A 22,217-nucleotide genomic window follows, 5' to 3' on the forward strand; every position below is an offset into this window, starting at 1 on the left:
CCGCTCGCCCTCCTGGAACCAAGCCATCGGCGCGCGGATTACCGAGCGTCCGCGGCAACCCGATCGTGACGATTCGCTGCAGAACATATGGAAGAGCACCCAGCAAGGTGAGCAGGATGGTGGCGGCGAGCCATTGCAGGTCCGTCATACGCAGGTTTTCCCTTGTCTGATGTCTTGATTGATCTTCACCGACGGACTGGCCACGGCGCGGCAGTTTTGATCCATGCCGTGCAGCCGGCGGCGGTCACCTCACCGATGAACGGGATATCGGCAGGCACACGGAGCCAACTCCATGGCTTGAGACGCTCGCCGCAGGCGTAGATCTCACCTGCGAGTATCAGCAGCTCCAGCCCGCCATGCATCGCGAAGTCGATGCCGGCGCGTTCAAATCCTTTGATGACCACGTGCTCGTCTGGTCCGGCGAACAGGGGCCGCGGCACCATGGCCACGCCTCCGCCGTTCGATGAAGGCGGCAAGTCCACGACATGCTGCTCGTCGTCGTCACGAAACTGCCGCAGGCGCACGAAGATGGTGCAGCCTTCGCGCGAGCGCGGTGCGTGGGCCGAGCCGGGCGGGTTTCGGACGTAGCTGCCGCTCGGATATCGCCCGTGCTCGTCTTCGAAAACGCCATCGAGAACCAGGAACTCCTCGCCTTGGGGATGGCTGTGTGAAGAAAACGCCGAGCCCGATGCATAGCGGACGAGCGAGGTCGCGATCGCCTGCTCGCCGCCCACGCGGTACAGCATGCGTCGCTCGACGCCCACGGAAGGGCTGGGCAACCACGGCATACTGGAAGCATGCACCACGGCCAGATTTGAGAGATCAGCGTTTATTTCCATCATCGTAACTCCGAAAATCCACCATCGACGACGATTTCGGCGCCCACGACGTAGCGAGACAGATCGCTCGCCAGATAGAGTGCAGCATTGGCGATGTCTTCGGACTCGCCGAGACACTTGAGCGGGATTCGCGCGGCAAGCCTTTCGTTTGACGCACGCACCTCTTCCTCGGTCGAGCCGCCACGCCTGCGGATCGGCGTGTCGATCGCCCCCGGGCTGACTGCGTTCACCCGAATGCCTCTGGGCAGAAGTTCTGCCGACAGTGTGCGGGCAAAGGAGCGTACAGCCGCCTTGGAAGCCGAAAGCAGCGACAGGCCTGATGTGCCGACCTTGCTGAGCCACGACGTGTTGAGGACAATGACCCCGCCCTGCCCCATCAGCGGGAGGACCGCCTGCACTGTGAAAAATACGCCCTTGACGTTGACGTCCATCAGCGCGGCGTAACGCGCTTCATCGGTTGTCTCGATCGGTGTTGAAAGCGCGACGCCGGCATTGGCGAAAAGGATGTCGAGCCGACCGAAATCACGAGCAAGCATGTCGCGCAGCGCGTCAAGGTCGGCCAGCGAGCGCACGTCGGCGCGTATCGCAAGCGCATCGGCTCCAACTTGCGCTCCCGCCGCCTTGAGCCTGGCTTCGTCGAGACCGGTGATCGCAACGCGTGCGCCATGAGACGCGAACAGTTTGGCGGTCGCGAGCCCTATTCCGCTCGACCCGCCCGTGACCAACGCTGTCCGGCCTTCCAGGTACATTTCTCAGCTCCTTGAACGGCCTCACAATGGGTCTTTCGCCGAGATCGCACGAGGCGTAAGACAGAGAGTGCCGACGAAGAAAAACTGCGTCGGTGCCATGCTTGAGGGTCTATGAGATCGCTATCGCGCCTCCGCTCGCTCCAAGCTTTCGAGGCCGCCGCCCGTCACGGATCCTTCACCGGCGCGGCCTCCGAGCTCGGGATCACCGCCACCGCTGTCGGCCAGCTGGTACGCGGGCTCGAGGATTGGACCGGCCGCCCCGTCTTCCGTCGCTCGCGTTCGGGCAAGGAGCGGCTCTCGGTTACCGAGGAGGCGGACGCCGCGCTCAAGGAGATCACCCGCGGGCTCGACGCACTGGAGGAAGGTGTAAAGCGGCTGCGAGGCTCCAAGGCGCGGGCCACTGTTTTGGTCACCGCTTCCCAGGCACTCGTCGCGAATTGGCTGATTTTCCGCCTTGAACGCTTCAATCGGAGCCATCGTGGCATCGACGTCCGTCTGGATGTGTCGGACCGATTGCTCGATCTCACCAGCGGCGAGGCCGACGTTGGCCTGCGCTGCGGACCTGGGACCTGGAAAGGCGTGACCGCCACCAAACTTATGGATGAAGAGGTGATCGCGGTTGCGAGCCCGCTGATCGTGCCGCGAGACCGAAAGAGCATCGGAAAATGGCTTGCGAGCCAAACACTGATCGACGACGCGACGCCTCATCGCGGGGCCGGACTTCCAGGCTGGGAGAACTATTTTTCCTTTGTCGGCGCGTCCTCCCACGATGGCAGGCCATCGCTGCGGATAAATGCCACGGCGGCCGTCGTGCAAGCCGCGGTCGCCGGCCAAGGTGTTGCGCTGGTGCGCCGCGCGCTTGTCTCCAATGAACTCGCTACCCACCGCCTTTGCGAGCTTTTTCCCCACCGCGGATGGCCAATTCGCTGGGCTTATTATGTCGTCGCGGCTCCACAGGCGCTTCGGCGGCGTGAAGTGGCGTCATTCTACAAGTGGCTGGTCGAGGACGTATCGGCGACGACCGCGTAGACATCGCGAACCGATTTGTCGCGTTTGTTGCAGCTCAACCTTGGTGCTGAAGCTGTCGTCCGAACCCCGCGGGCGCCTCGACGCAAGCCGGAATTGCGCCGCCGCGCATTTCCGTTTTGCAGCTGCTCTGACCCATCTCGGCGTACTGAACCAAGCGCTGTACAGGCAGGACTTGCGCTCGACCCGATCTTCAACATCCGCCGCTCGGCCTTCGCCATGAGCGACCATCCGGCGCGCTGACCGTGGCCTCGACGTGATGCCGAGAACCTTGCGGGCGTGAACTTCGCGCTCGAGGCCGGCGCCGGCGCTTTCTATCGAGCGATCTGCGCGTTCACTGACAAACCAGCACGGGGGTCTTCGCCTGCGTCAGCACCTTGTTTGTCACGCTGCCGATCAGAACTGCGGAGAGTCCGCTGCGTCCATGCGATGACATGACAATAAGGTCGCAGCCTTTGTCCTTGGCCGCTGCGATGATGGCCTGATGCGGTTGCCCGCTCTCCGCTTGGATCGTCTCGCAGGACACACCGGCCTCCCTGGCCGCACGAGCCGCGCCATCCAGCGCGCTGGTGGCCTGTTCCTTGCGTATCGCAGCATATCCGGCGAGCACCTCACGGTACCGTGCCCCTAGCTCTGAAAGGGGCTCCAGGACAAAGATCACCGATACCTTGGCTCCGAGGGATTTCGCGAGCGCTACCCCGTGCGCGACTCCGTGCTCCGCCAGTTCCGACCCATCTGTCGGAATGAGAATATGCCGGTACATGCTTCACCTCCTGCATGATCGTCCACGACGACCGAGCTTCGGCAAAGCCGGCCATGTAGGCTCACCTGTCGGCCTGGCTCTAATCGTCCTCATCCTCGGGTTCGTCGTCATGCTCTATTGCGTCTCGCATGCCCCGCATGACAGCAAACGATACGAAGGCCATTCTCCTCTTCTGATCGTCGCTCAACGTCTTGTAGAGTGGCTCCCAGGCATCCGCGAGCTTCTTGAGATCAGTCCCGCGTTGAATGAGCCGGTCCGCCCGTCGCTGCATGAGTTCAACCGGACTGCCGTCGCCGAGGGCGCCCATCGGGCCTTTCTCGTGCAATTCGGCAATCCGCTCCAACCGGACTTGCCGATTCTTCGCTCGCGCGCGGATGGCATCCTCGATGGCCGGCCAGTATTTCTCCTGGTCGGGCGTCAGTTGCAAGGCGGCCTTGACGATGCCGACGCGCATATCCGTCAAGGCTTTCAGGTCGGCGGCGCTGGGCTGCGCTGCTCCGGCAGTCGGAGATGTCTCCGCTGCGCAGGTGAGAGACGACGTCGTGAGCAAAAGTGCAATCGCTGCGGCAGCTGTAATCCTTGTCATCACAAACTCCTGGGCTGCTTCTCATTGATGTCGCCGAGAAGAAGCGCACAACCGGATCGGCCGCGGGTTGATCTAGGTCAAATGGCACGGAATCGGAAATATGGACACGCGTCTGACCATTCAGGAAATGCCACGCGACTTCAGGTCAGTCCACCTCGGGCTATGACCAGCGTAACGGCGTGTTCATCCATGCGATTTTCGCCATGACGCTGCATAGTGCCGCCTGGATCGCACGGTCCGATTTAAGCAACAACGGAACGCCTAGTCGCGGTTACGTTTGGGCCGATCCAGGCGCAGCCTCTGCGCTCTCATGCGCTTTATTTCTTCGTCGAGCGCACTCATTTTCTCCTCGTGGCGCTCGTCCTTCGACTTTGGCTTATCGCTATTGCGTAACTTTTCGAGCGCTTTCTCGACCGAGAGCTTTGGGGTGTCGGCCATTGGTCCTCCGAATCGATCTAGTCGTCGTTCAATGTGGCTGGCAGCGGTGTTGCCGGGGCTGGAGCGAGCTCCCCGTTCCTCCGGCATTTGGACAACGATCTGAGTGCCGCGTTACGCCTCTCCTCTGCCATCGAGTGATCGGCAACGGCTTACGTCCCGCTAGCCTCGATACCTCGGCTTACTGGCAGAGGTGTTGGCGGCCATCCTCGCCACGAAAATACGTGCCGGGTGTGCAGACAAAACCCTGACCGCTGGAAGGATAGTTATAATAGCCATAAGCGCCGGCCGCAGCCGCAGCTCCCACAGCAGCGGTTCCGACCACTGCCCTTCGTGTCTGGCGACGGGCGACACCCGCGACGCTGACCGGCGTCAAAGGGCGACCGACGCGCGCGACCGCGCTTTGGACAGAGATCGAGACACCGCTCTGCTCCGACCAGTCAAAAGACAGCAGCATGGCACACGCGAAGATCGACGTCGCTAGCGTGATCGTCTTCGAATTTGTCGGCATGGCTCTTCCTCCAATCTGCGGTCCTACCCGGTCTGGTTTGAAAGCCACGAACCCGGGGAGCCGTTGATCTGGATCAAGCTTTTCCAGATGCGTTTGGTCGGTACGTGGACCCCGGCTTGCGAAAGACTGGCGGAATTCGGGTCTGCGTTCTCGCCGATCTTGAAGACCTTAAAGCGGGAGCTCGCCCTGGCCGTTCGTCCAATCGATGAGATCGATCCGGAGCCCTCGCCTCAGCATCTCGGTCTCAAGATTGCTCGCATGCAGCTTCCATTCGGCCGTCGACCGGACCCGGAATTTTGGATCTTCACCAATAGCCTCGAACTCATCGTCGGCTTCGAGCGCGCCGCGAACAGCCTCGTACATCATCTTGAGGCTCGCGTCGGTGAACGCGCCGTACTCCATCGATCCTCTCCTTAAAGACTCAAACAGAGGAGCTAGCCACGACGGCGATCGCGGCGACCTTTTGCGTGCAACACATCCAAACGCGGTCGTGCTGAAGTGCGACCGGTTCTGATCAACGAACGTTGCGGAGCGACGGCTGAACTATCCACCACCGCTCAGCCGGATCAGTATTGATACTGGGACTGCGGGCAGACCATTTGACCGTACTGATCGTAATAGCAGCCTCGGTTTCCGTAATAGCCGTAGCTGCCATAGTATGCGCCGGCAGCGGTCGCGGCGCCGACGGCAGCAGCACCATAACCCCAGCCAGGGCGATAGTAACCTCTGCCATATCCGGGATAGCCGGCGACCGGGCGGCCAGGGCGACCTGCAATCGGCCGGCCCGGATAGCCCGGACGGCCGGCGATCGGGTGCGATGGCCGCGGGCGGCCGGCAACGCGATATCCTCCACCATGAACCCTTCCGCCACCTACATGCACACCACCGCCACGCATCCCGCCACCGTGAAACCCACCTCCGCCGCCGCGGAATCCGCCGCCTCCTCCACGACGGGCATAGGCATCATCGGGAAACACGCAGACAGCAACGAGAAGCAGAACTGCCGAAGCGGCGAGGATCCAACGAAGCATGGCGCGCCCTTTCTCTAACGAACGATTTGGCGAACGACGAAGCTGCGACTCTTTGGCGCCGCGAGATTGACGTAGATCAACGGAATGCAATCGCGTCGGAATAAAACTCACCCCCGCTGTGGCGCTTTCGAACGTCAGGTGTTTCCCGGCTCTCCGAACTGCAAGCAATGTTCCTCTGGCACGATTTGCACTTTGGCGACGACATGCGGCAATGGGGACGGGTTCGGGGATAGTGACGTTCTGGCCGTGATTTCTCATCTGCCATGTACGGCCAGCGTGTGCGGGCGCCAAGTTGCTTTGAGGTCGTCCTGAACACCAATCATCATCTTTCCAAGCCCGCGATGATCGGCAAGCTCGATGCTTCCGGAAGCTTCGATGTGGTTTGGCGGTCGATCAGCCCGATCAAGGCTTCGGTCTGGAGCAGATATCTTCCCGAGAACGCCAAACGCACAGCCGACATTTCCCTGGGTCTGCGTCGGATGTACCGAGCCGACTTACAAGGATTGGTGATAGTGTCGTTTCGATCGGTATATACCGATGCACAAGCCCTGTCGGTCGTGACGCAGACACAGCTAGGCTGGAGAGGATGCCAAGATGATCACGATTCCTCAACTGACCGCGCAAGCCCTTGGCTCCTTTCTTGCCAAGGAAACTGAAGGCCGATTCCGCTCCTCACATTCCGATTTGACGAAGCTGCTGCCCTTTGCCGCCAGGCTGACACTGGAGTGCATCGGTAACAGCGATGCACTCTATCACGATATCGAACACACCATGCTGGTGACCCTGGTCGGGAACGATATCTTGGCCGGAAGGGCGCTGCAGCGAACCACCACGGCCGACGACTACGCGAACTTCATTCTGGCCTGCCTTGCCCACGACATCGGATACGTCCGCGGCATCGTCGAGGGCGACGAGGATGATGCGTATGTCGCGGACCTCAGCGGCCGCACCGTCCAGTTACCGGTTGGATCGTCCGACGCCGCGCTTGCGCCCTACCATGTCGACCGCTCAAAACTGTTTGTGATTGAGCGGTTCGATGCCGTGGAGGAAGTCGATGCGGCCCGAATTGCCCGGGCAATCGAGTACACCCGCTTCCCCTACGCGACGACACCAAACATCGACACGGACGATCTCAACGAGGAGGAAGGGTTACTGTTGCGCGCCGCCGATCTGATCGGCCAACTCGGTGACCCCCATTACATGCGAAAGTCAAATGCGCTTTTCCACGAGTTCGAGGAAATCGGGCTGAACAAGAAGCTCGGCTACGCGACACCCGCCGATATCGTCTATAAATTCCCGCAGTTTTACTGGACCAATGTCGCACCACAGATCCAGCTTGCGATCCGCTATCTTAATGTGACGTCCAGCGGTCGCCAATGGATCGCCAACCTTCACAGCAACGTCTTCCGGGCTGAACGCGAGGTCAATCTGTCCGGGCCCCAGAGATAATCCCCTTTCCTGGTAGACGATGACGTCTGAGCGCGATTTGTCGGGCTCGTCTGCTGCCCACATCGGACAACGCCACAGCTTCGCGGATACAGCCCGCCTTCGCCTTCCGGGCTTCGGCGCGGCAGCCTTCGCTCACTTCGCTACGATGCAGTTTTGCTGGCTTGCCCAGCCGTAGCTCGCGAAGCGAGCGAAGGCTGGTGGGGGAGGCAGGACTCGAACCTGCGAAGCCATGAGGCGGCTGATTTACAGTCAGCTCCCTTTGCCACTCGGGACACTCCCCCGTCCAACAGCATCAGAACCGGCCGCGCGAGTGGCGGCGGACCGGGTCATCGAAATGACGCTGATAACCGGCCGACCCGAAGCGGGTGCGCGGTCGGGCGCGTTTATGGGCGAAGGCGGTCCCCAAAGTCAACCAAGCCGGCCGTCTATTTGGCATACTTTTGCGGGCTGGCGCGATCTCTGTTCCAAACCGGCATATGGGGGGGCTAGATTCTTGTTTTTTGACGCGTTTTCTTCACGCGAACCGGTCCCCACTTCGCTCGAAAACGCTGTGTAAATTGCCAATATTCGGGAGCCGTGACACAAGCCTCACATGAGCGATCGCGACCGCAAACCCAATTTCCGAGGCAAGGGCGGTAAACCCTTCCAAAAAGGGCCAAAATTTGCCCGTCCGCCGGCCTGGCGGGACCGCGAATCCGGTTCCGACGGGCCGGTGATTCTGTATGGCTGGCACACGGTGGCGGCGGCCCTGGCCAACCCGGACCGCCAGATCCGCAAGCTTTACCTCACCGAGAACGCGGCCAAGCGGCTGGCGGACGAGAACATCGAAACCCGGGTCACCCCGGAGATCGTCCGTCCCGGCGACATCGACCGGCGCCTCACCCCGGATGCCGTGCATCAGGGCCTTTTGGCGGAGGCCGATCCCCTGCCCTCGCCCGATATCGACACGCTGGCGCTGGAAGGCATCGTGCTGGTGCTCGACCAGATCACCGATCCGCACAATGTCGGCGCCATCCTGCGCTCGGCTGCGGCATTCGCGGTCAGGGCGATCGTCACCACCGCCCGCCACAGCCCCGAGGCGACCGGCGTGCTGGCGAAATCCGCCTCCGGCGCGCTCGAGCTGGTTCCTGTTGTCACCGTGCAGAATCTGGCGCGCGCGCTGAACGAATTGAACGAGCGCGGCTTCCAGACCGTCGGCCTCGACAGCGAGGGCTCGGAGGATCTCGGCAAGGTTCAGCTGCAGGCGCCGCTCGCGCTGGTGCTCGGCGCCGAAGGCAAGGGCTTGCGGCAACTGACGCGCGAGACCTGCCGCGTCGTCGCCCGTCTCGACATGCCCGGCGAGATCAAGAGCCTCAACGTCTCGAACGCCGCCGTGCTCGCGCTCTATATCGGCGCCAGCCGGCTCAACCTGATGTAGCAGCAGCGCCCGCTCGCGAGACGCGAACGGGCGCTAATGTCTTGGATCGATCGCCGGATCAGTAGTAGCGGCGCAGCACCGGGTGGCCGTAGCGATAGCCGTAGTGCGGACGATAGCCATAGTGATGGCGATAGCCGTAGTGCCGGTATCCATAGCCATAGTGGCGGCGATAGCCATAGCCGTACGGGCGACCATAGCCCTCGCGATAATACGGACGCGGCGCCCAGTTGCCCGGACCGGTGTAGGTCGGGCCCTGGTTGACGTAATAATACTGCTGCGCCGCGCTGGGATAAGCGGCATCCGGGTCGGGCAGACGTTCGACCGCGCCGTAACCGCCATAGCCATAACCGCCGCAACCGCCGCAGCCGTAATTCACGACGGGCGCGGAATAGCCGCAAGGGTTGAAGCCGCACGCCATTGCGGGAGCGGACACCATGACGGCCACCGCCGCAATCAGTCCTTTGATCATTTGACGCATTACTCTCTCCTGTGGGTCTCGTTGTCGTCGCGTAGCTCTTGATGGCTATGAAGGATCCCCGTTTGCGGGGCTCCCGATTTAGGGGCCTCTCGGTCGCAGTGGCCGCGGCACCGGTCCCGGAAGCCGCTGAGGCCCGTTGAATTGCGGCGCGTAGATCACCGGCGGCGGATCGACCGGCACATTGGATTGCGCCGGCAGCGGCGCGGAATGCGCCGACCATGATTCATGATAGCTCTCGGCCGGCTGCGGCAGGCGCCGGTTGGCCGGCGGCTCGATCTCGAGCCGGCCGTAACCCGGCATGCGGCCGAGGCTCGGATAATAGTGGCCGACATTCGGCACCGGATCGATCGGGCGGCCGCCATAGACGGTCGGCACCATCGAGTCGTTGCGGGCAAGGCCCATCGCGCTTTCGATCACCGCGTAGGAGGCGTCGACACCGTTGATGATGATGGGCACGCCCGGGCGCACGGGCACGACGATGTCGAAGCCGCCCCCGGCCAGCGCCGTCGAGGTCATCGCAGCCAATATCGCCAGCGCAAGACTTACGCGCATGTCACCCAGCGTCCCGAATTGTTCCATCCGCAGCCTAATCCAAGCCCTTGGCGGAAGGGTTAAGGGCGCGGGCCAAACTTCCGGTAAGCCTAACGCGTAAGCATCGGCATCCGCTCAATGCGGCGATGCGGAATCAGAAATCGTTAACGGCCGCTGGCGGATCAGGTGAACGCGTTCTCGACGATCGAATGGATCCCGATCGCGATCGTGACCGCGCCGACCGCGATTTGCAGCCCGCGATTGGCCCAGGTCAGCCAGCGCGCCGAGGCCGCCAGCGGCACCGCGATCACACTCGACAGCACGCCCATGCCGATCATCGAGCCGATGCCGAACAGCGCGACATAGCCAAGCCCGATCACCGGGTTTGGGGCCTGCGACACCGTCAGCACCAGCAGCGCCGCGGACCCCGCCATGCCATGCATCAGGCCGACCAGCAGCGTGCGCCAGCGGAAACCGTGCGCGTGGCTGTGGGCGGCGCGGGCATGCGGCAAGATTTCGCCGGCGTGGCTGTGGGCGTGGAAATGCGCGGTGCCGTCGCCATGCGAATGGCTGTGAAAGTGCACGCGGTCGCGCCACAGCCGCCACCACAGATGCGTGCCGAGGCCGACCAGCATGACGCCGACCGCGGTCTCGATCGGCTGCGCGACCGTCTCGGGGATCGCCCGCCCGAGCAGGATCGCTGCACCGGCAAAGATGAACAGTGTCAACGTGTGGCCGAGGCCCCAGGTCAGGCCGTGCTTGACGATGTCGCCGACATGGGTCCGGCGTGCCGCAATGCTCGATACCGCCGCGATGTGATCGGGCTCCAGCGCGTGCTGCATGCCGAGCAGAAAGCCAAGACTCAAGATTCCAAACATCGATCCCCCGCGCCCGCGCCGTCACTGCAGATCAAACACCACATCGCTGATCTTGTCAGGCCAGCACCTCGTCAAACAAGCACGTCGTCAAACAGGCCTTGCATCGCCGCCCAGGAGCGGCGATCGGCCCGCGCATCGTAGAGCGCGGATTTCATGATCGAGCCATCGGCGGTCGGGTTGGTGAAGCCGTGCAGCGTGTGCCGTAGCTGATCACCTGCCAGTCGGCAACCTTGCCGGCGCGCATCTCGTTCTCGAAGGCCACCACCTGATCGGGCGGCGCCAGCGGATCGTCGGCCCCCGTCAGCACCAATGCCGTGAGTGTCGCGAGCGCCGCACGGGACCGCGCGCGAAGCATGGCGGGGTTTGTGCGCAGGCCGCCGATCAGCGTCATCGCCTGCTGCAGATCGGCGGCTTGCCGCCGCTCGCCGAACATGTCGGCCGCGAGCGCGACATAGCCGTGCTCGGCCAGCCTGCGCGTCCGCTCCATCGCGAAATCGCCAAGCCCAAGCCCTTCGTGGAACACCAGCACGCCGGGACGCTTTACGCCGGCGTCGTTGAAGGCGAGATAGCCGCGCAGAGTGGCGTCGCCGCCGGCATAATCGATGTCGCGTGTGTGCATGCAATTCTCGTCAAACCGAGCATGATCCGGAAAAGTGGGCACCGGTTTTCCCGCGACAAACGCGAAGCGTTTGCGCTGAGATCATGCTCGAACAAGTAAATCGAGCGTGATCCGGAACGCATCATGCGCGAGCGTTGCGGAACTTCACACTGGTTTGAACGCAGGGCAAGGCCGCGCCGGAACAGGCGCCGCGCAGCGAGATTAGCCCCTCACGACGACGAGAGGAGATTTCGCATGACACAACTCAGGATTCATGGACGCTTCCTTGGCGCTGCAGCCCTGCTCGCATCAACACTGGCCAGCCCCGCGATGGCGCAACAGACCGTCGGCACCGCCGCCCGTTGCTCGAATGCCTGGCCCGACGCCCGATGCGAGAGGATGGCGCCTGGCACCACCGCCACCACCACTCGCGACCGCACCTATCGGCGGGATCGCGACTGGCAGGGCAGCTACAACCGGTATGACCCCGGGCCTGCCGACGTCGCGGCCGGTGTGGTCGGCGGCGCGGTCGGCACGGCAGCTGCGATCGCCACCGCCCCGTTTGGCGGTCCGGAATACGCCCGCACCCCGATCGGCGGCGAGGAATATGCACGGCAGAACGGCTTCGTCTGCACCCCCGGCACCTGGTTCCGCGGCAGCGACGGCCTCCGGCATCCCTGCCAGTAGCTCACGCAAAGCGCTGACGGCGGAAAAGGCGGCCTTCGGGCCGCCTTTTCCGTGCCCGTCCGGTCGAAGCGAGGGGATCGGTCCGCGCATTCAGGTTCTGGACATCGGCTCTTCAGGTTCTGGCCCTGACGCACCAAGTCTGCTATGCGAGCGCGCAAATCATTTCGCCGGCTTAGCTCAGCGGTAGAGCAGCAGTTTTGTAAACTGAAGGTCGGGGGTTCAATCCCCTCAGCCGGCACCAGTTGGTTTGGCCGACATTCCGCTCTTGTCCATTGGGGTGGAGGTTACCCCCATGGATAAGAGCGCCCGTGCGGCCTTTGGCGGTTCTACCAGGACCGCCAATCAATCCGGCTAGCCGTCACACCGGGCTTCCAGCCGATAGGGCTCCCCGGCCTTCCTACGCATAACCACGACGCTATCGACAAGCTCTCGAAAGCTCGCGGCCAATTCGCAGGTTACCCGGCCGTTGGCACCGGAAATACGTTCTAGGTTCTGCTTAAAACGCACGATCGCGGTGGGGTGCGGGTCGACGGTAGCAACAAGTTCCTCAAAAAATGATGATGTTGAAATTCCCGCGATCGGCGGGTCGATAGCAGCACAAATGAGTCCCGTCGCTGCGGCGGGTCAGAGTCGTGGGCTGTTTGGCGCAGCCGCCGCTATCGGTGTTGCGAACCACAGGTGCGGGATAGTCGGGAAACACGCCGAGACGCCGCCAACTGAGGCGGCCCAGACAAAGTTACGCCGCCCGTTTGAAATAAATACGGACGGCGCTCCCCTAGCCCCGAGAGGGTACGAACAAAATCCCGGATATTGCACTTCTCGAGTGCGATGACCTCTTTACTTGCGGAGCCTGTCCTTCTCCTTCTGCATGGCGGCAGCACTTCTGTTGATCTGTTTGCTCCAGAAGTGGTTCAGGGCGGTTCTAATTACCGTGTCGCTCTTGTTTGCCCATCGTCTGCGGAAATTAACTATTCTCTTCACGCCGATATCTGCATGGGATGGGTGTCGACCCATCACGTCGGCGCTCGCAAACCCGGCGACCGCTGCCACTCGCTCAAGTGTGAGCCGGTTTCGGCCAGACGAGCCTTGCGGACCAGGCGCTGGCGCTCGATGCCTGGGGGAGTCCCCCGGGCCTCCTTGCGGAGCCGCTCTGCCTGGATGCCAAGACGCTGTTCAAGTGATTGAGTGTGTATGAGATGTCGCTTCATGGACATGGCGCGCTCCATTCCGTTAGAGGAAGGCGGGAGCGCGATCGAGCGTTCTCATCACCGATATAAGCCACGGGTTCGGGCGGTGATGGACCTACTGTGTGCCTGTCTGGAGCGAATAGCGAGCTATTTATTTCAGGCTTATTGTCGCAACTCGCGCAATGATTAGCGCCCAACGAATGATGGGGCCGGAACGTTTGCTGTGGCTCTACGGTAGGCCGCCAACTGACCCAGCCTTACCCCGAGCGATCTGCCATCGCCTTATCGATTTCCACAGCCAGATTCCTAAAGTGGGCAGCGAGGCGTTCGTACAGTTCTCGCTTCTTCTGGTCTGTAGCGCTTCTGGCAATCTGGTCGGCACAGTCGGCTTCGGCGCGTAGTTTCTTTGCGCTGGCCTTCATCGGGAAGTGACCTCAGCTGACCGAGATCGTCCGTCGTCCACAGCAACCCCGCCAACTCGCGGGAGAATATGGCAGCTCCGAGCCTTGAGAAGCGAGCCTTGTCGCTGCGGAACTGGCTGGAGGATGGCTCTTCGACGCCGCCGCCGATGCAGTCCGCTCCTGCAAGTCTCTTGATGACCCCGTGAATGCCGACCGTCCTGCCGCCGTTGTTGCCTTCAAACCGAAGTGCCTGGGCATCGAGTCCTCCATCCAGATAGACTCGGCTTAAGCCGAGTTGTGTTGGACCAAGCCGAGCATTTATTTGCGGCTCAATCAAAGCGCCTTGCGGCTTACCCACAACGTACACAGGAGGCCGTATTTTCCCGGTCGTCAGGCGGCGCTTCACATCACCGATCGCGCTGACGACCCCCCGCTGCATGCTACGCGCCGACCGACGCTGAGCCGTCATACGAAACAATTACCTTCCGGCGATCCGCCTCACCGCGGCCATCTCAAGATTCCCGATTGCTGAGAAGGAGAACGCGAGTGTGGAGATCAGCTTTTGCAATCATGGTCATCGCCTGCATGATGTCGCGTGTCGCATCGGCGCAGGACATCTTCCTGCCGGACCCCCAGAAGATCGATTCCATGACCAGGAATTGTGTCTACAACAACGCGTTTTATTCCCAGGGAGCCCTCATCTGCCTCGGCGGGGGGCGCGGCCTCCAGTGCAGCAGCGGGAGTTGGGTCCCCACGCAGGATCCCACTGCCTGCAAGGATCAAGTCCCCACGCCATCCCCGCGGTGACCTTTCGCCTTCCCGTCTCGCTAACCAGCCAGTTCGATTTCTCGCCCGCGTGCTGTGCATCGTCCTGAACGGGAGCGCCAAGGCGCGATGGACAACGGCCAGCGCCACGCTGAATTGCAGGCATGCACCGCCAGACAAAAGACGAAGCAAGCATCGCGGCCTGCTGGCGAAGCCGCTGCGGCTGGTCAGCTTGGCGCCGTCGAGCGTCAGTGCACGTCGGGCAAATGCACTTGCTCCTACATCGCGTCGACCTGCAAGAGCTGGAATCGCACCCATGGCGGCGATCTCGCCGTCTGCGACAGCTACCGTCAGAGCTGCCTGCAGGGCGGCCGGTGGGACGACAGAAACCGCCATATCGAAATGGCGGTGAAGCGTTAGGCTAACTCGCCCTCCAGACCGGCCTTTGCCGGAGGGCCGGTTCGGAAACACCCGCGACGCCCTGCGCCTTGGCAGGAATCGTGGGATCATTCCCGTAGGATCACCCATCCTCCGCCTTGTTTCTGTCCTTGCAGCCGAGAATGGGGTATGCAGAATGCGGGATGGGACTCAGCCAATGACCTATTTGATCCTTGCCCGTGATGGCACCAGCCAAATCGTGCTGAAGCGCGACAGCGAAGATGCGGCCGAGAAGAAGGCGCGCGAGCTGAAGGAGATGGGCTGGTTCGAGGTCGAGGTCCGCGAGGACAAGGCTGGGCACGCAGCGGCGGCCGCGCTGACCGATCGCTCACAGACCCTTCAATAGCGCCTTCCCTTGAAGGACGCCTTCCCATCAATGACGGCTTGATGAACCTTTGCCTGATGGCCCTTACACATATGTGAGGAGCCATCCGATGTCCGATACAGCACATTACCGCTTCCAGTCCGATCAGGCACGACGGCTGGCCCGCCAGGTCACCGACGCCACGGTCCGCCAGCAGCTGCTCGAAATGGCCGAAGAGTACGGCCGCTACGCCGACCTGATCGAGGCCCGCAGCACCGAACCAGCGCCGGCCGCGGCGGCCGCGCACCAGACCGAGCCCCACCCCGTCGCGATGCTGCGCCCGCTGGCCGGCTCGTCCCCCGATCAGCACGCCCAAGGCCTTCAGGTCCGCTCCTGACGCGCTTTCTGAGCGCTGCGCCAAATCCCCGCGAAATCGTCTGAGGATTTGTTCGGAACATTATGCCCGCTCACGCGATTTTCCTCGCATGAGGCTACGCGAAGCCAACCGACATATGCTCCTTCTGGGCGCCTTCACGCTGCTGAGCGTGGCTGCCGCCGGCGCCGTTGCGGCGCTGGATCCGGCGCCCCCGCCGGCCAACGCCGCGGTTAGGCCGGCCCCCAATCAAGCGCCGGCCCCTGACCTGACGCCGGTCCGGATCGTCGGCACCCCGTTCGTCCCGAACACCAATCCCCGCCAACGCTGACCCGCCTCGCACGCCGGGTACGTCACAATTTTGTCACCGCGCCTGCAAAACAGGCGTCTTCGTCAACCATCATGATGGCGAGTGCTTGATTCCGCGCGGTTGCTCTGCTGCAATCCGCCCGCTCAAGGTGCGCCATGAAGTGGATGAAAGAACGCGATCTCCTGATCGCGCAAACAATGGCTTTCGTGGAGTCGGTGAAGGGCAAGCAGCCCGACGCCGGAATGCCGACGCCTGCCCCGCCGACATCTGCCCCGCGAACGACAGCGCCACCGGCCGCCCAGCAGACCGCCGCGCCGCCTGCTATTGCGCCCGCACCCGCCACACCGGCACTCGCCGCCGCTGCCGAGGCCCTGGCCGAGGCCATCGCCACATTCGACATCAAGCCCAAGCCTGCGGCCGAGACGCGGCCCGCGGTCGTGCCGCCGCCGCTGCCGGTGCCGACCGTGATCGAGGGCCTGCCGCCGGCTCCGCCGCCTCTGGCAGTGACCGTCGTCGAGGTCCCGCCGCCACCGGCGCAGCCGCCGCAATTCGCAAAACTCGACATCAGCGGCGACTTCGGCTCCGAGGTGCGGGAGCGGGTTGCCAATTTCCGCGCCCAGCAGCAGCGCTTCCTCAGGGAGCGCGAGGAATACTGCACCACGACGATGGCCAAGGTGCGCGCCGCGATCCGCGACAACAGCGACCTGCCGCGCTCCGGCAAGTAACCAGCGACCTGTTCACCTGATGGCCTTGCCCCCCGCGCTTGTCCGCCGGGGTCGATTGGACTTCAGCGCAGCGCGCCCGATTTCACCGGATCGGTCAGGAAGCGTCCGCTCGATCGCGTCAGCGCCGGCTCCTCCACTGCGTCGGAAACGGGCTGCTTTCCTTCCAGCATCGATCGCAAGCCGGCGATCGCCCGGGTCATGCGCTCGGCGTATTTGGCCAAGGCGCCGTCGACGAACGCCCTGTCCTTCGGCTTCGGCTTGGCGAGCCGCAGCTCCAGATGCGTCGTTCCGTCTGGACCGTCCAGAACGGCGCGGGTCATCACGATCCGCGGCGCGTCGGGGACCGGAAGCGTGATGCCCACCGTGAAGTAATCGGCCGGGTGCCAATCGAGCAGCTCTTCGACGACGGTATGGTTGCCGTGCATGCAGTGATTTTTGGTGCCGACACCGCGCCGTCCCTTGCCGGATTCCTCGACAATGGTGTCGGCGTCCCACCATTGCTGCCACTGCCCGGGCACGGTTAGAAACTCCCACACCGTCTGCCGGGGCGCGGCGATATCGAACTCCAGCATGGCGTGGGCGTCGGCGCGCGTCACCTCCATCCGCCTTTGCGCGTCGTCCTGCTGCCAGGCCGCCTCGAGATCGCGCACCCACAGCGTCACGTCGCCGATGATGTCGATGGTTTCGCGATGCGCGATGAGACCTTGCGCCACCGGATCGACGCCCATGGCGCGGATCGCCGCGTCGCTGTAGAGCGCGTAGGCGCACCCGCCGACCTTTTCGCAAACCGTGTTCTTGAGCAGCCGGTGGACCAGAATGACGTCGCGCCCGGCGAGCTCTTCACGCCCGCCCATCTTCTGCTTCACCATCTCGCCATGATGGACGACGAATTTGAAATCGAGATCGCCCATCGCGACGCAGGCCCGGCACTCGCACGCCGAGGCCTGGCTAACGCTGCGCAGGCGCCGGCGGAACTTGAAATAGGCGCCCTCGATCGCGTCCTGCAGCAACGAGCCGTCGATTGTCTCGGCGGTGGTGTAGACGAACGCGGCGTCGCCCTCGAACTTGGCGAGGCGAAATGGCGGGCGCAGCGCTTTCACCACCGCGTCCATGAAATCGGCGATGATGTCCTGGGCATGGTCGAGCTCGACCGCCGCGAGGAAGTTCGTATAGCCGGAGATGTCGGCAATCGCGAAATAGGCTGCTTCAGCTTTCGGAAGCATCGAGACCTCTTACGCAACCGGTTCACGCCAATCGTGCGGACGCGCAGTCTGTCACCCGCGCCGCCGGCGGTCGAGGGGCACAGCAGCGGTTCTGACGTGTTTCTCAGCGCGAACCGGTGCTCTGGCGGCCGCCGATCTTCTCCAGCACCGGCAGCAGATACTTCAGGAATTCGCCCGGATTCTCGCTCATCGGGAAATGGCCGAGGCCTTTCATGATGGTGACCTCGCTGCCGGCAATGCTGTTCGCCACCGCGACCGTCTCCTCCGGCGTGCAGGAATAATCGTACTCGCCTGACAGCAGGAACAGCGGGCAGCGTTTGGTGTCGATCTCGGCGATGCGGGCGCGGATATCGCCGTCGATCTTGTAGAAATAGAGGTCGCCCTTGAACACGCCGGGCCCGCCTTGCATGTAGTGCCACAGCGTTTCCCACTTCTCCTTGTTGGGCGCGTCGGGCCCGACCAGCCCCGAGACGATGGCAGCCGCGACCTCGCCGCCATGCACGTCCGGCCGGTGCAGGAAATTCAGGTCGTAATAGGGATCGACATGCGCGCCGGCCTGCAGGCCGATGATGGCGCGGAAGCGTTCGGGATGCTCGAGCGCGAGATGCAGCGCGATCCGCCCGCCGATCGAGCAGCCGATCACGATCGGCTTCTCCAGTTCGAGCGCGTCCATCACCGCCAGGATCATCGTCGTGTATTGCGTTGATGAGAGCTGGTATTCCTCGTCGTGCCAGCCCTGCGGCGGCGACGACTTGCCGTGCCAGGGCATGTCGAAGGCGATGACGCGATGGTTGCGGGTGACGCGCTCCTCGTTCATCAGGCCGCGATATTGCCGCCCGTCGGCGCCTGCGGTGTGCAGGCAGAGCAGCGGCGTACCCCCGCCCGCCTCCTCGACATAGACGCGGTGCGCCCGGCCGAACAGCTCGAGCTGCATGTAGCGGCCAATGATCGGCTCGAATGTCGCGCTCATGCGGCGGCTCCCTCGCGGCGCAGCTTCGCGAGCGCCTCCTTGAAGTAGCGCAGGTTCGCCATGAAGATTTGCAGCTCGCCCTCGGCTTTCAGCACGCGGCGCTTGATCAGCGCCATCAGGTCGTTGGAGCCCGGCGGCGGCCGCCGCTCGCAGAAGCGGCCCCACTCGGCCTCCGAGGTGCGCAGCGCAAAGGACGACGAGGGCATCACGAACGGCCCCTTGGTCACCGACACGATCCGGCCCTCATGGATCGCAATCAGCCAGGCGGCCGCGCCGATCTCGAGCAGGAAAGTCGTGGTGAGATAGCGGCCGCGCCGCACCAGGCCGGCGTCGCAATTGACCCGTTCCTTCAGCGTTTCGATCAATGTTCGCTCCCCGATGCGGCCCGTCCGCGCTGGCCGCGGCGGGCATTCGTTCTGCTGGCAATGATGGAAGGAATGCTGGGGCCGTCAATCGCTACAGCCGTCGCGCCGCCACGGCGTTTTCGCGTGGGTCGCTAGAGCCAAATTTCGCTAAAGCCAGGACCAGACCAGCGCCACGTTCGCGGCGCAGGCCGCGAACAGCGCGAGCGCGAGCACGAAGTGCACGCGTTCATGGGGGGTCTGAAGGATCGCTCTCATGGGGAAAGCATCCGGCGATTCTACCCGTGGAGTCCCGGGGATTCTTTTTTCCGGGGTTTACCACCCGTTAAGGACTCAGGGCCCTCAGCGAAAGGGCCGAAATGACTCATATTTTCAGATGCTTGGCCCGGGATCCCGCTCACGGTTCCGTGATTGGAACGGTGATATTGCCTGAAACCCGGGACGGGTGCTGGCGTTGTCGGGGATCGGGGAAAACGACGAATGCCATACGCGCTGTTCTATCAAGACGCCAAGCTGAGCAAGGCTTATCCAACCGAGGCCGATGTCTGGAAGCTCGCCAGGAAATCGGGGCTGGTGGTCGATACCGTCTCCGGCGAGGAGAAGTCCTCGCCCCGCCCGCTGCTCGAGAACAACTATGAGATCCGGCCTTGCCAGGCGGAGCCCGACGAAGACCCGGTCAAGAACAAGGCCGACGCCGATCGCGAGGCGCGCCTGGAGCCGCGGTTGAATTAAAAAACAGCAGACCGGCCGGCACGCATCGCGGCCGGATGCAAAAGCGGTCGTCCCGCCCTTACGGCGTCGCCGTCGCCAGCGAGGCCTGTTCGGCCGCGAGCGACACGCAGATCTTCCGCCGATGCAGACCCCGGATCGACCCGGTCACCTTCAGTACCTTGCCCGCGGTGCAGGACGCGTCCTGCACGAACACGACTTCATACGGCGCAAGCACGAGGGGTTCGGATTTGAGGATCGTCTGGGCAAGGCACGGCACAGCGACCGCAGAGAGGATCAGCCCTAACGCAAAGCTACGCATGTTCGTTTGTCCACCAGCCCCGGCGATCGCATAATAACGCATCACGATGAAAGTTCCGTGCAATGCAGGAATTATTGTTTGCATTGCACGATCCGGCGTGAATATCCGCTGAATAAGCAAGCGTCGGGCCAACAAAAAAGGCCGACCCGAAGGTCGGCCTTTGATCTCGATGCGACGATGACGCGATCAGTAGCGGGAGCCCACCGGACCGCCCCAGCCGAAGCGGTAGTTGACCCCGACCTTGACGGTATGCTCGTCGTTCCGGAAGCTCGTGCCGACAATGTCGGCCGGACCGCTGGTGAAGGTGGTCTTGCCGAAATTGTAGTACTGGTACTCGGCCTTCGCCGACCAGTTCGGGGCGAACATGTATTCGAGGCCCGCGCCAACCGTGTAGCCGTCCTTGTGGCCGCCGTCGGTCGTGAACGCCGCCGGCACGCCGCCGACCGACGCCGTGATGTTGTTGTTGTCACGCCAGGCGTAACCGCCCTTGGCATAGAGCAGCGTCGGGCCCCAGGTGTAGCCGAGGCGGCCGGTCACCGAACCGAGCTGGTCGGTATTCCCGGTCACGACCGTTCCGGCGGGGAACACCAGACCATTGTTCGACGAGCTCGGCAGCCAAGAGTACTGCGCCTCGACACCCATCACCCAGTTGGGGGCGAACTGATAGTCGAAGCCGCCCTGCACGCCACCCATGAAGCGCGCGTCGCTGCCCATCAGGTTGTTGCCGTCGGTGAACGCGCCGCCGACATGGCCGCCGATATAGAAACCGGTCCAGTTGTAGATGAGCGCCGGAGCGGTAGGCGGCGGTGCCTTGGTATAGGTGCGGGCCGGGATGTCGGCCGCAAACGCCGGGCTCGCAAGAGCGGCCAGCGCGACGGTGCCGAGCAAAAACTTCTTCATCTCTGATCCCCGTGACTTACGCTGCGCTGTTAAGACAAACAACGTGACGCCAATTAGGTTGCTTTGGGGCAATGCCAGACCTGGGATGTTTCCGAGCTGTGACAGGGTCGCAACAACGCCCGTTTGTTCCTTGGCACAGAAGGTTTTTTCACCGGTTAAGCAGCCGCATTTCGGCTGTATGGATGTCGCAAATGCCTAAGCTGAGGTTCAGCGCTCCCCGAAAAGTGATCGGGGATTGCTAACGATCCGGTCAGCTCCGCGACAGAGGCCGCCGCGGTCAGCGCGCCATCTTCTCCAGATCCTGAAATGGCGCGTAGGACGCGCCGGCGCAAGGCTCGGCGGAATTATCCAGGATGCGGTCGAGCCGGCCGTCGACGAACAGCACGCCGCGCTCGCGCGCCGGCCGGTAATTGCCGTCGGTATCCTTCGCGCTGTAGCGCAGGCACACCACGTAGCGCAGCCTGCCCCCGACCGTGCGCTGCGCCGGATCGGCGATTGCCGCCTCGCGCACCCCGACCGGATTGTTGAGGTAGGTCCGCATGAAGGCGAGGATCTGGTCGCGGTACCGGTCCGGAAACGGCTGGTTAGCCACGCCGCGATCATCGGTGAAGGTGGTCGGCCCGCTCCCGCTGTCATCGCTGGTGAGGCAGCCGGCGAGCGGAATCGAGAGCAGCAGGATCGCCGCCAGTTTTGATGATATCCGCAAACGTCGCTGTCTCATGGGTCCCCGGTCGCGTCTCATAGACCGCCGGGCGGCGGAAGGGCAACTCGGTTGTTACCGCTCGTAACGCCCAGAGCGTCTTCTGAAGTCCAAACGCACTCCGGCCCGCCGCCATTGGGGAAGCAATGGAGGGACGGGCCGGTTCTGCATCCTGAGGGCGCAGTGGGGGCAATGTGGAGCGGACTGCGCCCCTCGGATCAGGATCAGCCGCGCTTGGCCGGCGCGACGTGCTTGATCGCGACCTTCGCGTGGACGTGCTTGGTCGCATGCTTCGGCGACTTCACCTTCAGCATGCCCATGTGCTTGTGGTGGCGGTGATGGCGATAGTGCTTGTGGTGGCCCATCTTGGCGTTGGCGTTGCGCACCTTCGACGGCAGCTGCTCGCTCTTGATCACCGGGGCGGCCTTGATCGCCGGGACAGTCGTGGTCGCCGGCGCGGGCGTTGCGACCTTGCCGGTTTCGGCGGCGAGCGCGGGCGCTGCGATCACGGAGATGGCGAGCAGCGCGGCGGAAATCGTCTTGAACATGGT

Annotated in this window: 30 protein-coding genes and 2 tRNA genes; 12 read left to right on the plus strand and 20 right to left on the minus strand. The window is 63.2% G+C overall.

Annotated features, from left to right (window positions below; all coding sequences use genetic code 11):
• Nucleotides 1–185 precede the first annotated feature (185 nt).
• Both G6P99_RS29010 and G6P99_RS29015 read right to left on the minus strand, forming a co-directional pair.
• A complete protein-coding gene (locus G6P99_RS29010) occupies nt 186–842 on the minus strand; it encodes a cupin domain-containing protein (RefSeq protein ID WP_084518403.1) in 657 nt (218 codons plus the stop codon).
• Nucleotides 839–1,588 (minus strand): SDR family oxidoreductase, encoded by a 750-nt coding sequence (locus G6P99_RS29015; RefSeq protein WP_029080186.1) that lies wholly within the window; start codon nt 1,586–1,588, stop codon nt 839–841. Before G6P99_RS29015 ends, G6P99_RS29010 begins: the two co-directional genes overlap by 4 nt.
• A gap of 111 nt (nt 1,589–1,699) precedes the next feature.
• On the opposite strand from G6P99_RS29015, the gene G6P99_RS29020 reads away from it, so the two are divergent.
• Nucleotides 1,700–2,617 (plus strand): LysR substrate-binding domain-containing protein, encoded by a 918-nt coding sequence (locus G6P99_RS29020; protein WP_029080185.1) that lies wholly within the window; start codon nt 1,700–1,702, stop codon nt 2,615–2,617.
• A 331-nt stretch (nt 2,618–2,948) separates the two neighbouring features.
• Here G6P99_RS29020 and G6P99_RS29025 read toward each other — a convergent pair whose 3' ends face one another.
• From G6P99_RS29025 to G6P99_RS29050, 6 genes are all read right to left on the minus strand, one after another.
• Nucleotides 2,949–3,377, minus strand: a complete 429-nt coding sequence (locus tag G6P99_RS29025; RefSeq protein WP_029080184.1) for a universal stress protein — start codon at nt 3,375–3,377, stop codon at nt 2,949–2,951.
• Between the two features lie 79 nt (nt 3,378–3,456).
• Nucleotides 3,457–3,963 carry a Spy/CpxP family protein refolding chaperone gene (locus G6P99_RS29030; RefSeq protein WP_029080183.1) on the minus strand — a complete coding sequence of 169 codons (507 nt, stop codon included), beginning with the start codon at nt 3,961–3,963 and terminating at the stop codon, nt 3,457–3,459.
• A gap of 261 nt (nt 3,964–4,224) precedes the next feature.
• Nucleotides 4,225–4,401 (minus strand): hypothetical protein, encoded by a 177-nt coding sequence (locus G6P99_RS29035; RefSeq protein ID WP_165124350.1) that lies wholly within the window; start codon nt 4,399–4,401, stop codon nt 4,225–4,227.
• Between the two features lie 178 nt (nt 4,402–4,579).
• Nucleotides 4,580–4,909, minus strand: coding sequence for a hypothetical protein (locus G6P99_RS29040; RefSeq protein ID WP_063618930.1), 330 nt, complete (start codon nt 4,907–4,909; stop codon nt 4,580–4,582).
• A 168-nt stretch (nt 4,910–5,077) separates the two neighbouring features.
• On the minus strand, nt 5,078–5,311 hold the full coding sequence (locus G6P99_RS29045) for a hypothetical protein (protein WP_029080182.1): 234 nt from the start codon (nt 5,309–5,311) through the stop codon (nt 5,078–5,080).
• Between the two features lie 164 nt (nt 5,312–5,475).
• Nucleotides 5,476–5,940, minus strand: a complete 465-nt coding sequence (locus tag G6P99_RS29050; protein ID WP_084518402.1) for a hypothetical protein — start codon at nt 5,938–5,940, stop codon at nt 5,476–5,478.
• Between the two features lie 263 nt (nt 5,941–6,203).
• Here G6P99_RS29050 and G6P99_RS47740 point away from each other — a divergent pair, with 263 nt between their 5' ends.
• Together G6P99_RS47740 and G6P99_RS29055 are read left to right on the plus strand one after the other, a co-directional pair.
• A complete protein-coding gene (locus G6P99_RS47740; protein ID WP_165124353.1) occupies nt 6,204–6,596 on the plus strand; it encodes a transporter substrate-binding protein in 393 nt (130 codons plus the stop codon).
• Complete coding sequence (locus G6P99_RS29055) at nt 6,535–7,389, plus strand: hypothetical protein (RefSeq protein ID WP_029080180.1); 855 nt, start codon at nt 6,535–6,537, stop codon at nt 7,387–7,389. Before G6P99_RS47740 ends, G6P99_RS29055 begins: the two co-directional genes overlap by 62 nt.
• 195 nt (nt 7,390–7,584) lie before the next feature.
• Here the strand turns inward: G6P99_RS29055 and G6P99_RS29060 are convergent.
• Nucleotides 7,585–7,670: transfer RNA gene (locus G6P99_RS29060), tRNA-Tyr, on the minus strand.
• Between the two features lie 311 nt (nt 7,671–7,981).
• On the opposite strand from G6P99_RS29060, the gene rlmB reads away from it, so the two are divergent.
• On the plus strand, nt 7,982–8,806 hold the full coding sequence (gene rlmB / locus G6P99_RS29065; protein WP_029080179.1) for a 23S rRNA (guanosine(2251)-2'-O)-methyltransferase RlmB: 825 nt from the start codon (nt 7,982–7,984) through the stop codon (nt 8,804–8,806).
• Nucleotides 8,807–8,864: 58 nt separating this feature from the next.
• Here rlmB and G6P99_RS29070 read toward each other — a convergent pair whose 3' ends face one another.
• The 4 genes from G6P99_RS29070 to G6P99_RS29085 form a co-directional block, all read right to left on the minus strand.
• Nucleotides 8,865–9,284 (minus strand): hypothetical protein, encoded by a 420-nt coding sequence (locus G6P99_RS29070; RefSeq protein WP_029080178.1) that lies wholly within the window; start codon nt 9,282–9,284, stop codon nt 8,865–8,867.
• 78 nt (nt 9,285–9,362) lie between these two features.
• Entirely contained in the window at nt 9,363–9,836 is a 474-nt protein-coding gene (locus G6P99_RS29075; RefSeq protein ID WP_029080177.1) for a hypothetical protein, read from the minus strand.
• A 161-nt stretch (nt 9,837–9,997) separates the two neighbouring features.
• Nucleotides 9,998–10,693, minus strand: a complete 696-nt coding sequence (locus G6P99_RS29080) for an urease accessory protein (RefSeq protein WP_165124356.1) — start codon at nt 10,691–10,693, stop codon at nt 9,998–10,000.
• Between the two features lie 151 nt (nt 10,694–10,844).
• On the minus strand, nt 10,845–11,312 hold the full coding sequence (locus tag G6P99_RS29085; protein WP_029080175.1) for a dienelactone hydrolase family protein: 468 nt from the start codon (nt 11,310–11,312) through the stop codon (nt 10,845–10,847).
• Nucleotides 11,313–11,546: 234 nt separating this feature from the next.
• On the opposite strand from G6P99_RS29085, the gene G6P99_RS29090 reads away from it, so the two are divergent.
• The 7 genes from G6P99_RS29090 (at nt 11,547) to G6P99_RS29120 (ending at nt 16,481) form a co-directional block, all read left to right on the plus strand.
• Nucleotides 11,547–11,978, plus strand: a complete 432-nt coding sequence (locus tag G6P99_RS29090) for a hypothetical protein (protein WP_029080174.1) — start codon at nt 11,547–11,549, stop codon at nt 11,976–11,978.
• A 166-nt stretch (nt 11,979–12,144) separates the two neighbouring features.
• Nucleotides 12,145–12,219, plus strand: a tRNA-Thr gene (locus G6P99_RS29095).
• A 2,241-nt stretch (nt 12,220–14,460) separates the two neighbouring features.
• The gene (locus tag G6P99_RS29100; protein ID WP_029080171.1) at nt 14,461–14,751 is read left to right on the plus strand and encodes a hypothetical protein; all 291 of its coding nucleotides are present in this window, start codon (nt 14,461–14,463) and stop codon (nt 14,749–14,751) included.
• Nucleotides 14,752–14,926: 175 nt separating this feature from the next.
• On the plus strand, nt 14,927–15,115 hold the full coding sequence (locus G6P99_RS29105) for a hypothetical protein (RefSeq protein ID WP_029080170.1): 189 nt from the start codon (nt 14,927–14,929) through the stop codon (nt 15,113–15,115).
• Nucleotides 15,116–15,203: 88 nt separating this feature from the next.
• Nucleotides 15,204–15,470 (plus strand): hypothetical protein, encoded by a 267-nt coding sequence (locus G6P99_RS29110; RefSeq protein ID WP_035976629.1) that lies wholly within the window; start codon nt 15,204–15,206, stop codon nt 15,468–15,470.
• A gap of 115 nt (nt 15,471–15,585) precedes the next feature.
• Complete coding sequence (locus tag G6P99_RS29115; RefSeq protein WP_245284620.1) at nt 15,586–15,777, plus strand: hypothetical protein; 192 nt, start codon at nt 15,586–15,588, stop codon at nt 15,775–15,777.
• Nucleotides 15,778–15,911: 134 nt separating this feature from the next.
• On the plus strand, nt 15,912–16,481 hold the full coding sequence (locus G6P99_RS29120; protein ID WP_051346143.1) for a hypothetical protein: 570 nt from the start codon (nt 15,912–15,914) through the stop codon (nt 16,479–16,481).
• Nucleotides 16,482–16,543: 62 nt separating this feature from the next.
• On the opposite strand, the gene G6P99_RS29125 is transcribed toward G6P99_RS29120, so the two are convergent.
• The 3 genes from G6P99_RS29125 to G6P99_RS29135 all read right to left on the minus strand — a co-directional run bounded on the left by G6P99_RS29125 (nt 16,544) and on the right by G6P99_RS29135 (nt 19,039).
• Complete coding sequence (locus G6P99_RS29125) at nt 16,544–17,704, minus strand: DUF2652 domain-containing protein (protein WP_165124359.1); 1,161 nt, start codon at nt 17,702–17,704, stop codon at nt 16,544–16,546.
• A gap of 103 nt (nt 17,705–17,807) precedes the next feature.
• Entirely contained in the window at nt 17,808–18,674 is an 867-nt protein-coding gene (locus tag G6P99_RS29130) for an alpha/beta fold hydrolase (protein ID WP_029080168.1), read from the minus strand.
• On the minus strand, nt 18,671–19,039 hold the full coding sequence (locus G6P99_RS29135; RefSeq protein WP_029080167.1) for a hypothetical protein: 369 nt from the start codon (nt 19,037–19,039) through the stop codon (nt 18,671–18,673). The genes G6P99_RS29130 and G6P99_RS29135 overlap by 4 nt, the downstream gene beginning before the upstream one ends.
• Nucleotides 19,040–19,516: 477 nt before the next feature.
• Here G6P99_RS29135 and G6P99_RS29140 point away from each other — a divergent pair, with 477 nt between their 5' ends.
• Nucleotides 19,517–19,768 (plus strand): hypothetical protein, encoded by a 252-nt coding sequence (locus G6P99_RS29140; protein ID WP_029080166.1) that lies wholly within the window; start codon nt 19,517–19,519, stop codon nt 19,766–19,768.
• Between the two features lie 58 nt (nt 19,769–19,826).
• On the opposite strand, the gene G6P99_RS29145 is transcribed toward G6P99_RS29140, so the two are convergent.
• From G6P99_RS29145 to G6P99_RS29160, 4 genes are all read right to left on the minus strand, one after another.
• Nucleotides 19,827–20,066 carry a DUF6719 family protein gene (locus G6P99_RS29145; protein ID WP_029080165.1) on the minus strand — a complete coding sequence of 80 codons (240 nt, stop codon included), beginning with the start codon at nt 20,064–20,066 and terminating at the stop codon, nt 19,827–19,829.
• 186 nt (nt 20,067–20,252) lie between these two features.
• Nucleotides 20,253–20,966 carry an outer membrane protein gene (locus G6P99_RS29150; protein ID WP_029080164.1) on the minus strand — a complete coding sequence of 238 codons (714 nt, stop codon included), beginning with the start codon at nt 20,964–20,966 and terminating at the stop codon, nt 20,253–20,255.
• A 277-nt stretch (nt 20,967–21,243) separates the two neighbouring features.
• Nucleotides 21,244–21,687 (minus strand): hypothetical protein, encoded by a 444-nt coding sequence (locus tag G6P99_RS29155; protein WP_245284618.1) that lies wholly within the window; start codon nt 21,685–21,687, stop codon nt 21,244–21,246.
• A gap of 203 nt (nt 21,688–21,890) precedes the next feature.
• A complete protein-coding gene (locus tag G6P99_RS29160; protein ID WP_035976653.1) occupies nt 21,891–22,214 on the minus strand; it encodes a His-rich protein BRANT in 324 nt (107 codons plus the stop codon).
• Between the last annotated feature and the right edge of the window lie 3 nt (nt 22,215–22,217).

Origin of the sequence: Bradyrhizobium sp. 6(2017), assembly GCF_011058295.2 — a bacterium.
Taxonomy (GTDB): domain Bacteria; phylum Pseudomonadota; class Alphaproteobacteria; order Rhizobiales; family Xanthobacteraceae; genus Bradyrhizobium; species Bradyrhizobium septentrionale.

What these genes read in the sequence shown, in the direction of transcription:
- G6P99_RS29010 (WP_084518403.1), bottom strand. Translation starts at nt 842, where the DNA reads ATGATGGAAATAAACGCTGATCTCTCAAATCTGGCCGTGGTGCATGCT.
- G6P99_RS29015 (WP_029080186.1), bottom strand. Translation starts at nt 1,588, where the DNA reads ATGTACCTGGAAGGCCGGACAGCGTTGGTCACGGGCGGGTCGAGCGGA.
- G6P99_RS29020 (WP_029080185.1), top strand. Translation starts at nt 1,700, where the DNA reads ATGAGATCGCTATCGCGCCTCCGCTCGCTCCAAGCTTTCGAGGCCGCC.
- G6P99_RS29025 (WP_029080184.1), bottom strand. Translation starts at nt 3,377, where the DNA reads ATGTACCGGCATATTCTCATTCCGACAGATGGGTCGGAACTGGCGGAG.
- G6P99_RS29030 (WP_029080183.1), bottom strand. Translation starts at nt 3,963, where the DNA reads ATGACAAGGATTACAGCTGCCGCAGCGATTGCACTTTTGCTCACGACG.
- G6P99_RS29035 (WP_165124350.1), bottom strand. Translation starts at nt 4,401, where the DNA reads ATGGCCGACACCCCAAAGCTCTCGGTCGAGAAAGCGCTCGAAAAGTTA.
- G6P99_RS29040 (WP_063618930.1), bottom strand. Translation starts at nt 4,909, where the DNA reads ATGCCGACAAATTCGAAGACGATCACGCTAGCGACGTCGATCTTCGCG.
- G6P99_RS29045 (WP_029080182.1), bottom strand. Translation starts at nt 5,311, where the DNA reads ATGGAGTACGGCGCGTTCACCGACGCGAGCCTCAAGATGATGTACGAG.
- G6P99_RS29050 (WP_084518402.1), bottom strand. Translation starts at nt 5,940, where the DNA reads ATGCTTCGTTGGATCCTCGCCGCTTCGGCAGTTCTGCTTCTCGTTGCT.
- G6P99_RS47740 (WP_165124353.1), top strand. Translation starts at nt 6,204, where the DNA reads ATGTACGGCCAGCGTGTGCGGGCGCCAAGTTGCTTTGAGGTCGTCCTG.
- G6P99_RS29055 (WP_029080180.1), top strand. Translation starts at nt 6,535, where the DNA reads ATGATCACGATTCCTCAACTGACCGCGCAAGCCCTTGGCTCCTTTCTT.
- rlmB (WP_029080179.1), top strand. Translation starts at nt 7,982, where the DNA reads ATGAGCGATCGCGACCGCAAACCCAATTTCCGAGGCAAGGGCGGTAAA.
- G6P99_RS29070 (WP_029080178.1), bottom strand. Translation starts at nt 9,284, where the DNA reads ATGCGTCAAATGATCAAAGGACTGATTGCGGCGGTGGCCGTCATGGTG.
- G6P99_RS29075 (WP_029080177.1), bottom strand. Translation starts at nt 9,836, where the DNA reads ATGCGCGTAAGTCTTGCGCTGGCGATATTGGCTGCGATGACCTCGACG.
- G6P99_RS29080 (WP_165124356.1), bottom strand. Translation starts at nt 10,693, where the DNA reads ATGTTTGGAATCTTGAGTCTTGGCTTTCTGCTCGGCATGCAGCACGCG.
- G6P99_RS29085 (WP_029080175.1), bottom strand. Translation starts at nt 11,312, where the DNA reads ATGCACACACGCGACATCGATTATGCCGGCGGCGACGCCACTCTGCGC.
- G6P99_RS29090 (WP_029080174.1), top strand. Translation starts at nt 11,547, where the DNA reads ATGACACAACTCAGGATTCATGGACGCTTCCTTGGCGCTGCAGCCCTG.
- G6P99_RS29100 (WP_029080171.1), top strand. Translation starts at nt 14,461, where the DNA reads ATGGACAACGGCCAGCGCCACGCTGAATTGCAGGCATGCACCGCCAGA.
- G6P99_RS29105 (WP_029080170.1), top strand. Translation starts at nt 14,927, where the DNA reads ATGACCTATTTGATCCTTGCCCGTGATGGCACCAGCCAAATCGTGCTG.
- G6P99_RS29110 (WP_035976629.1), top strand. Translation starts at nt 15,204, where the DNA reads ATGTCCGATACAGCACATTACCGCTTCCAGTCCGATCAGGCACGACGG.
- G6P99_RS29115 (WP_245284620.1), top strand. Translation starts at nt 15,586, where the DNA reads ATGCTCCTTCTGGGCGCCTTCACGCTGCTGAGCGTGGCTGCCGCCGGC.
- G6P99_RS29120 (WP_051346143.1), top strand. Translation starts at nt 15,912, where the DNA reads ATGAAGTGGATGAAAGAACGCGATCTCCTGATCGCGCAAACAATGGCT.
- G6P99_RS29125 (WP_165124359.1), bottom strand. Translation starts at nt 17,704, where the DNA reads ATGCTTCCGAAAGCTGAAGCAGCCTATTTCGCGATTGCCGACATCTCC.
- G6P99_RS29130 (WP_029080168.1), bottom strand. Translation starts at nt 18,674, where the DNA reads ATGAGCGCGACATTCGAGCCGATCATTGGCCGCTACATGCAGCTCGAG.
- G6P99_RS29140 (WP_029080166.1), top strand. Translation starts at nt 19,517, where the DNA reads ATGCCATACGCGCTGTTCTATCAAGACGCCAAGCTGAGCAAGGCTTAT.
- G6P99_RS29145 (WP_029080165.1), bottom strand. Translation starts at nt 20,066, where the DNA reads ATGCGTAGCTTTGCGTTAGGGCTGATCCTCTCTGCGGTCGCTGTGCCG.
- G6P99_RS29150 (WP_029080164.1), bottom strand. Translation starts at nt 20,966, where the DNA reads ATGAAGAAGTTTTTGCTCGGCACCGTCGCGCTGGCCGCTCTTGCGAGC.
- G6P99_RS29155 (WP_245284618.1), bottom strand. Translation starts at nt 21,687, where the DNA reads ATGAGACAGCGACGTTTGCGGATATCATCAAAACTGGCGGCGATCCTG.
- G6P99_RS29160 (WP_035976653.1), bottom strand. Translation starts at nt 22,214, where the DNA reads ATGTTCAAGACGATTTCCGCCGCGCTGCTCGCCATCTCCGTGATCGCA.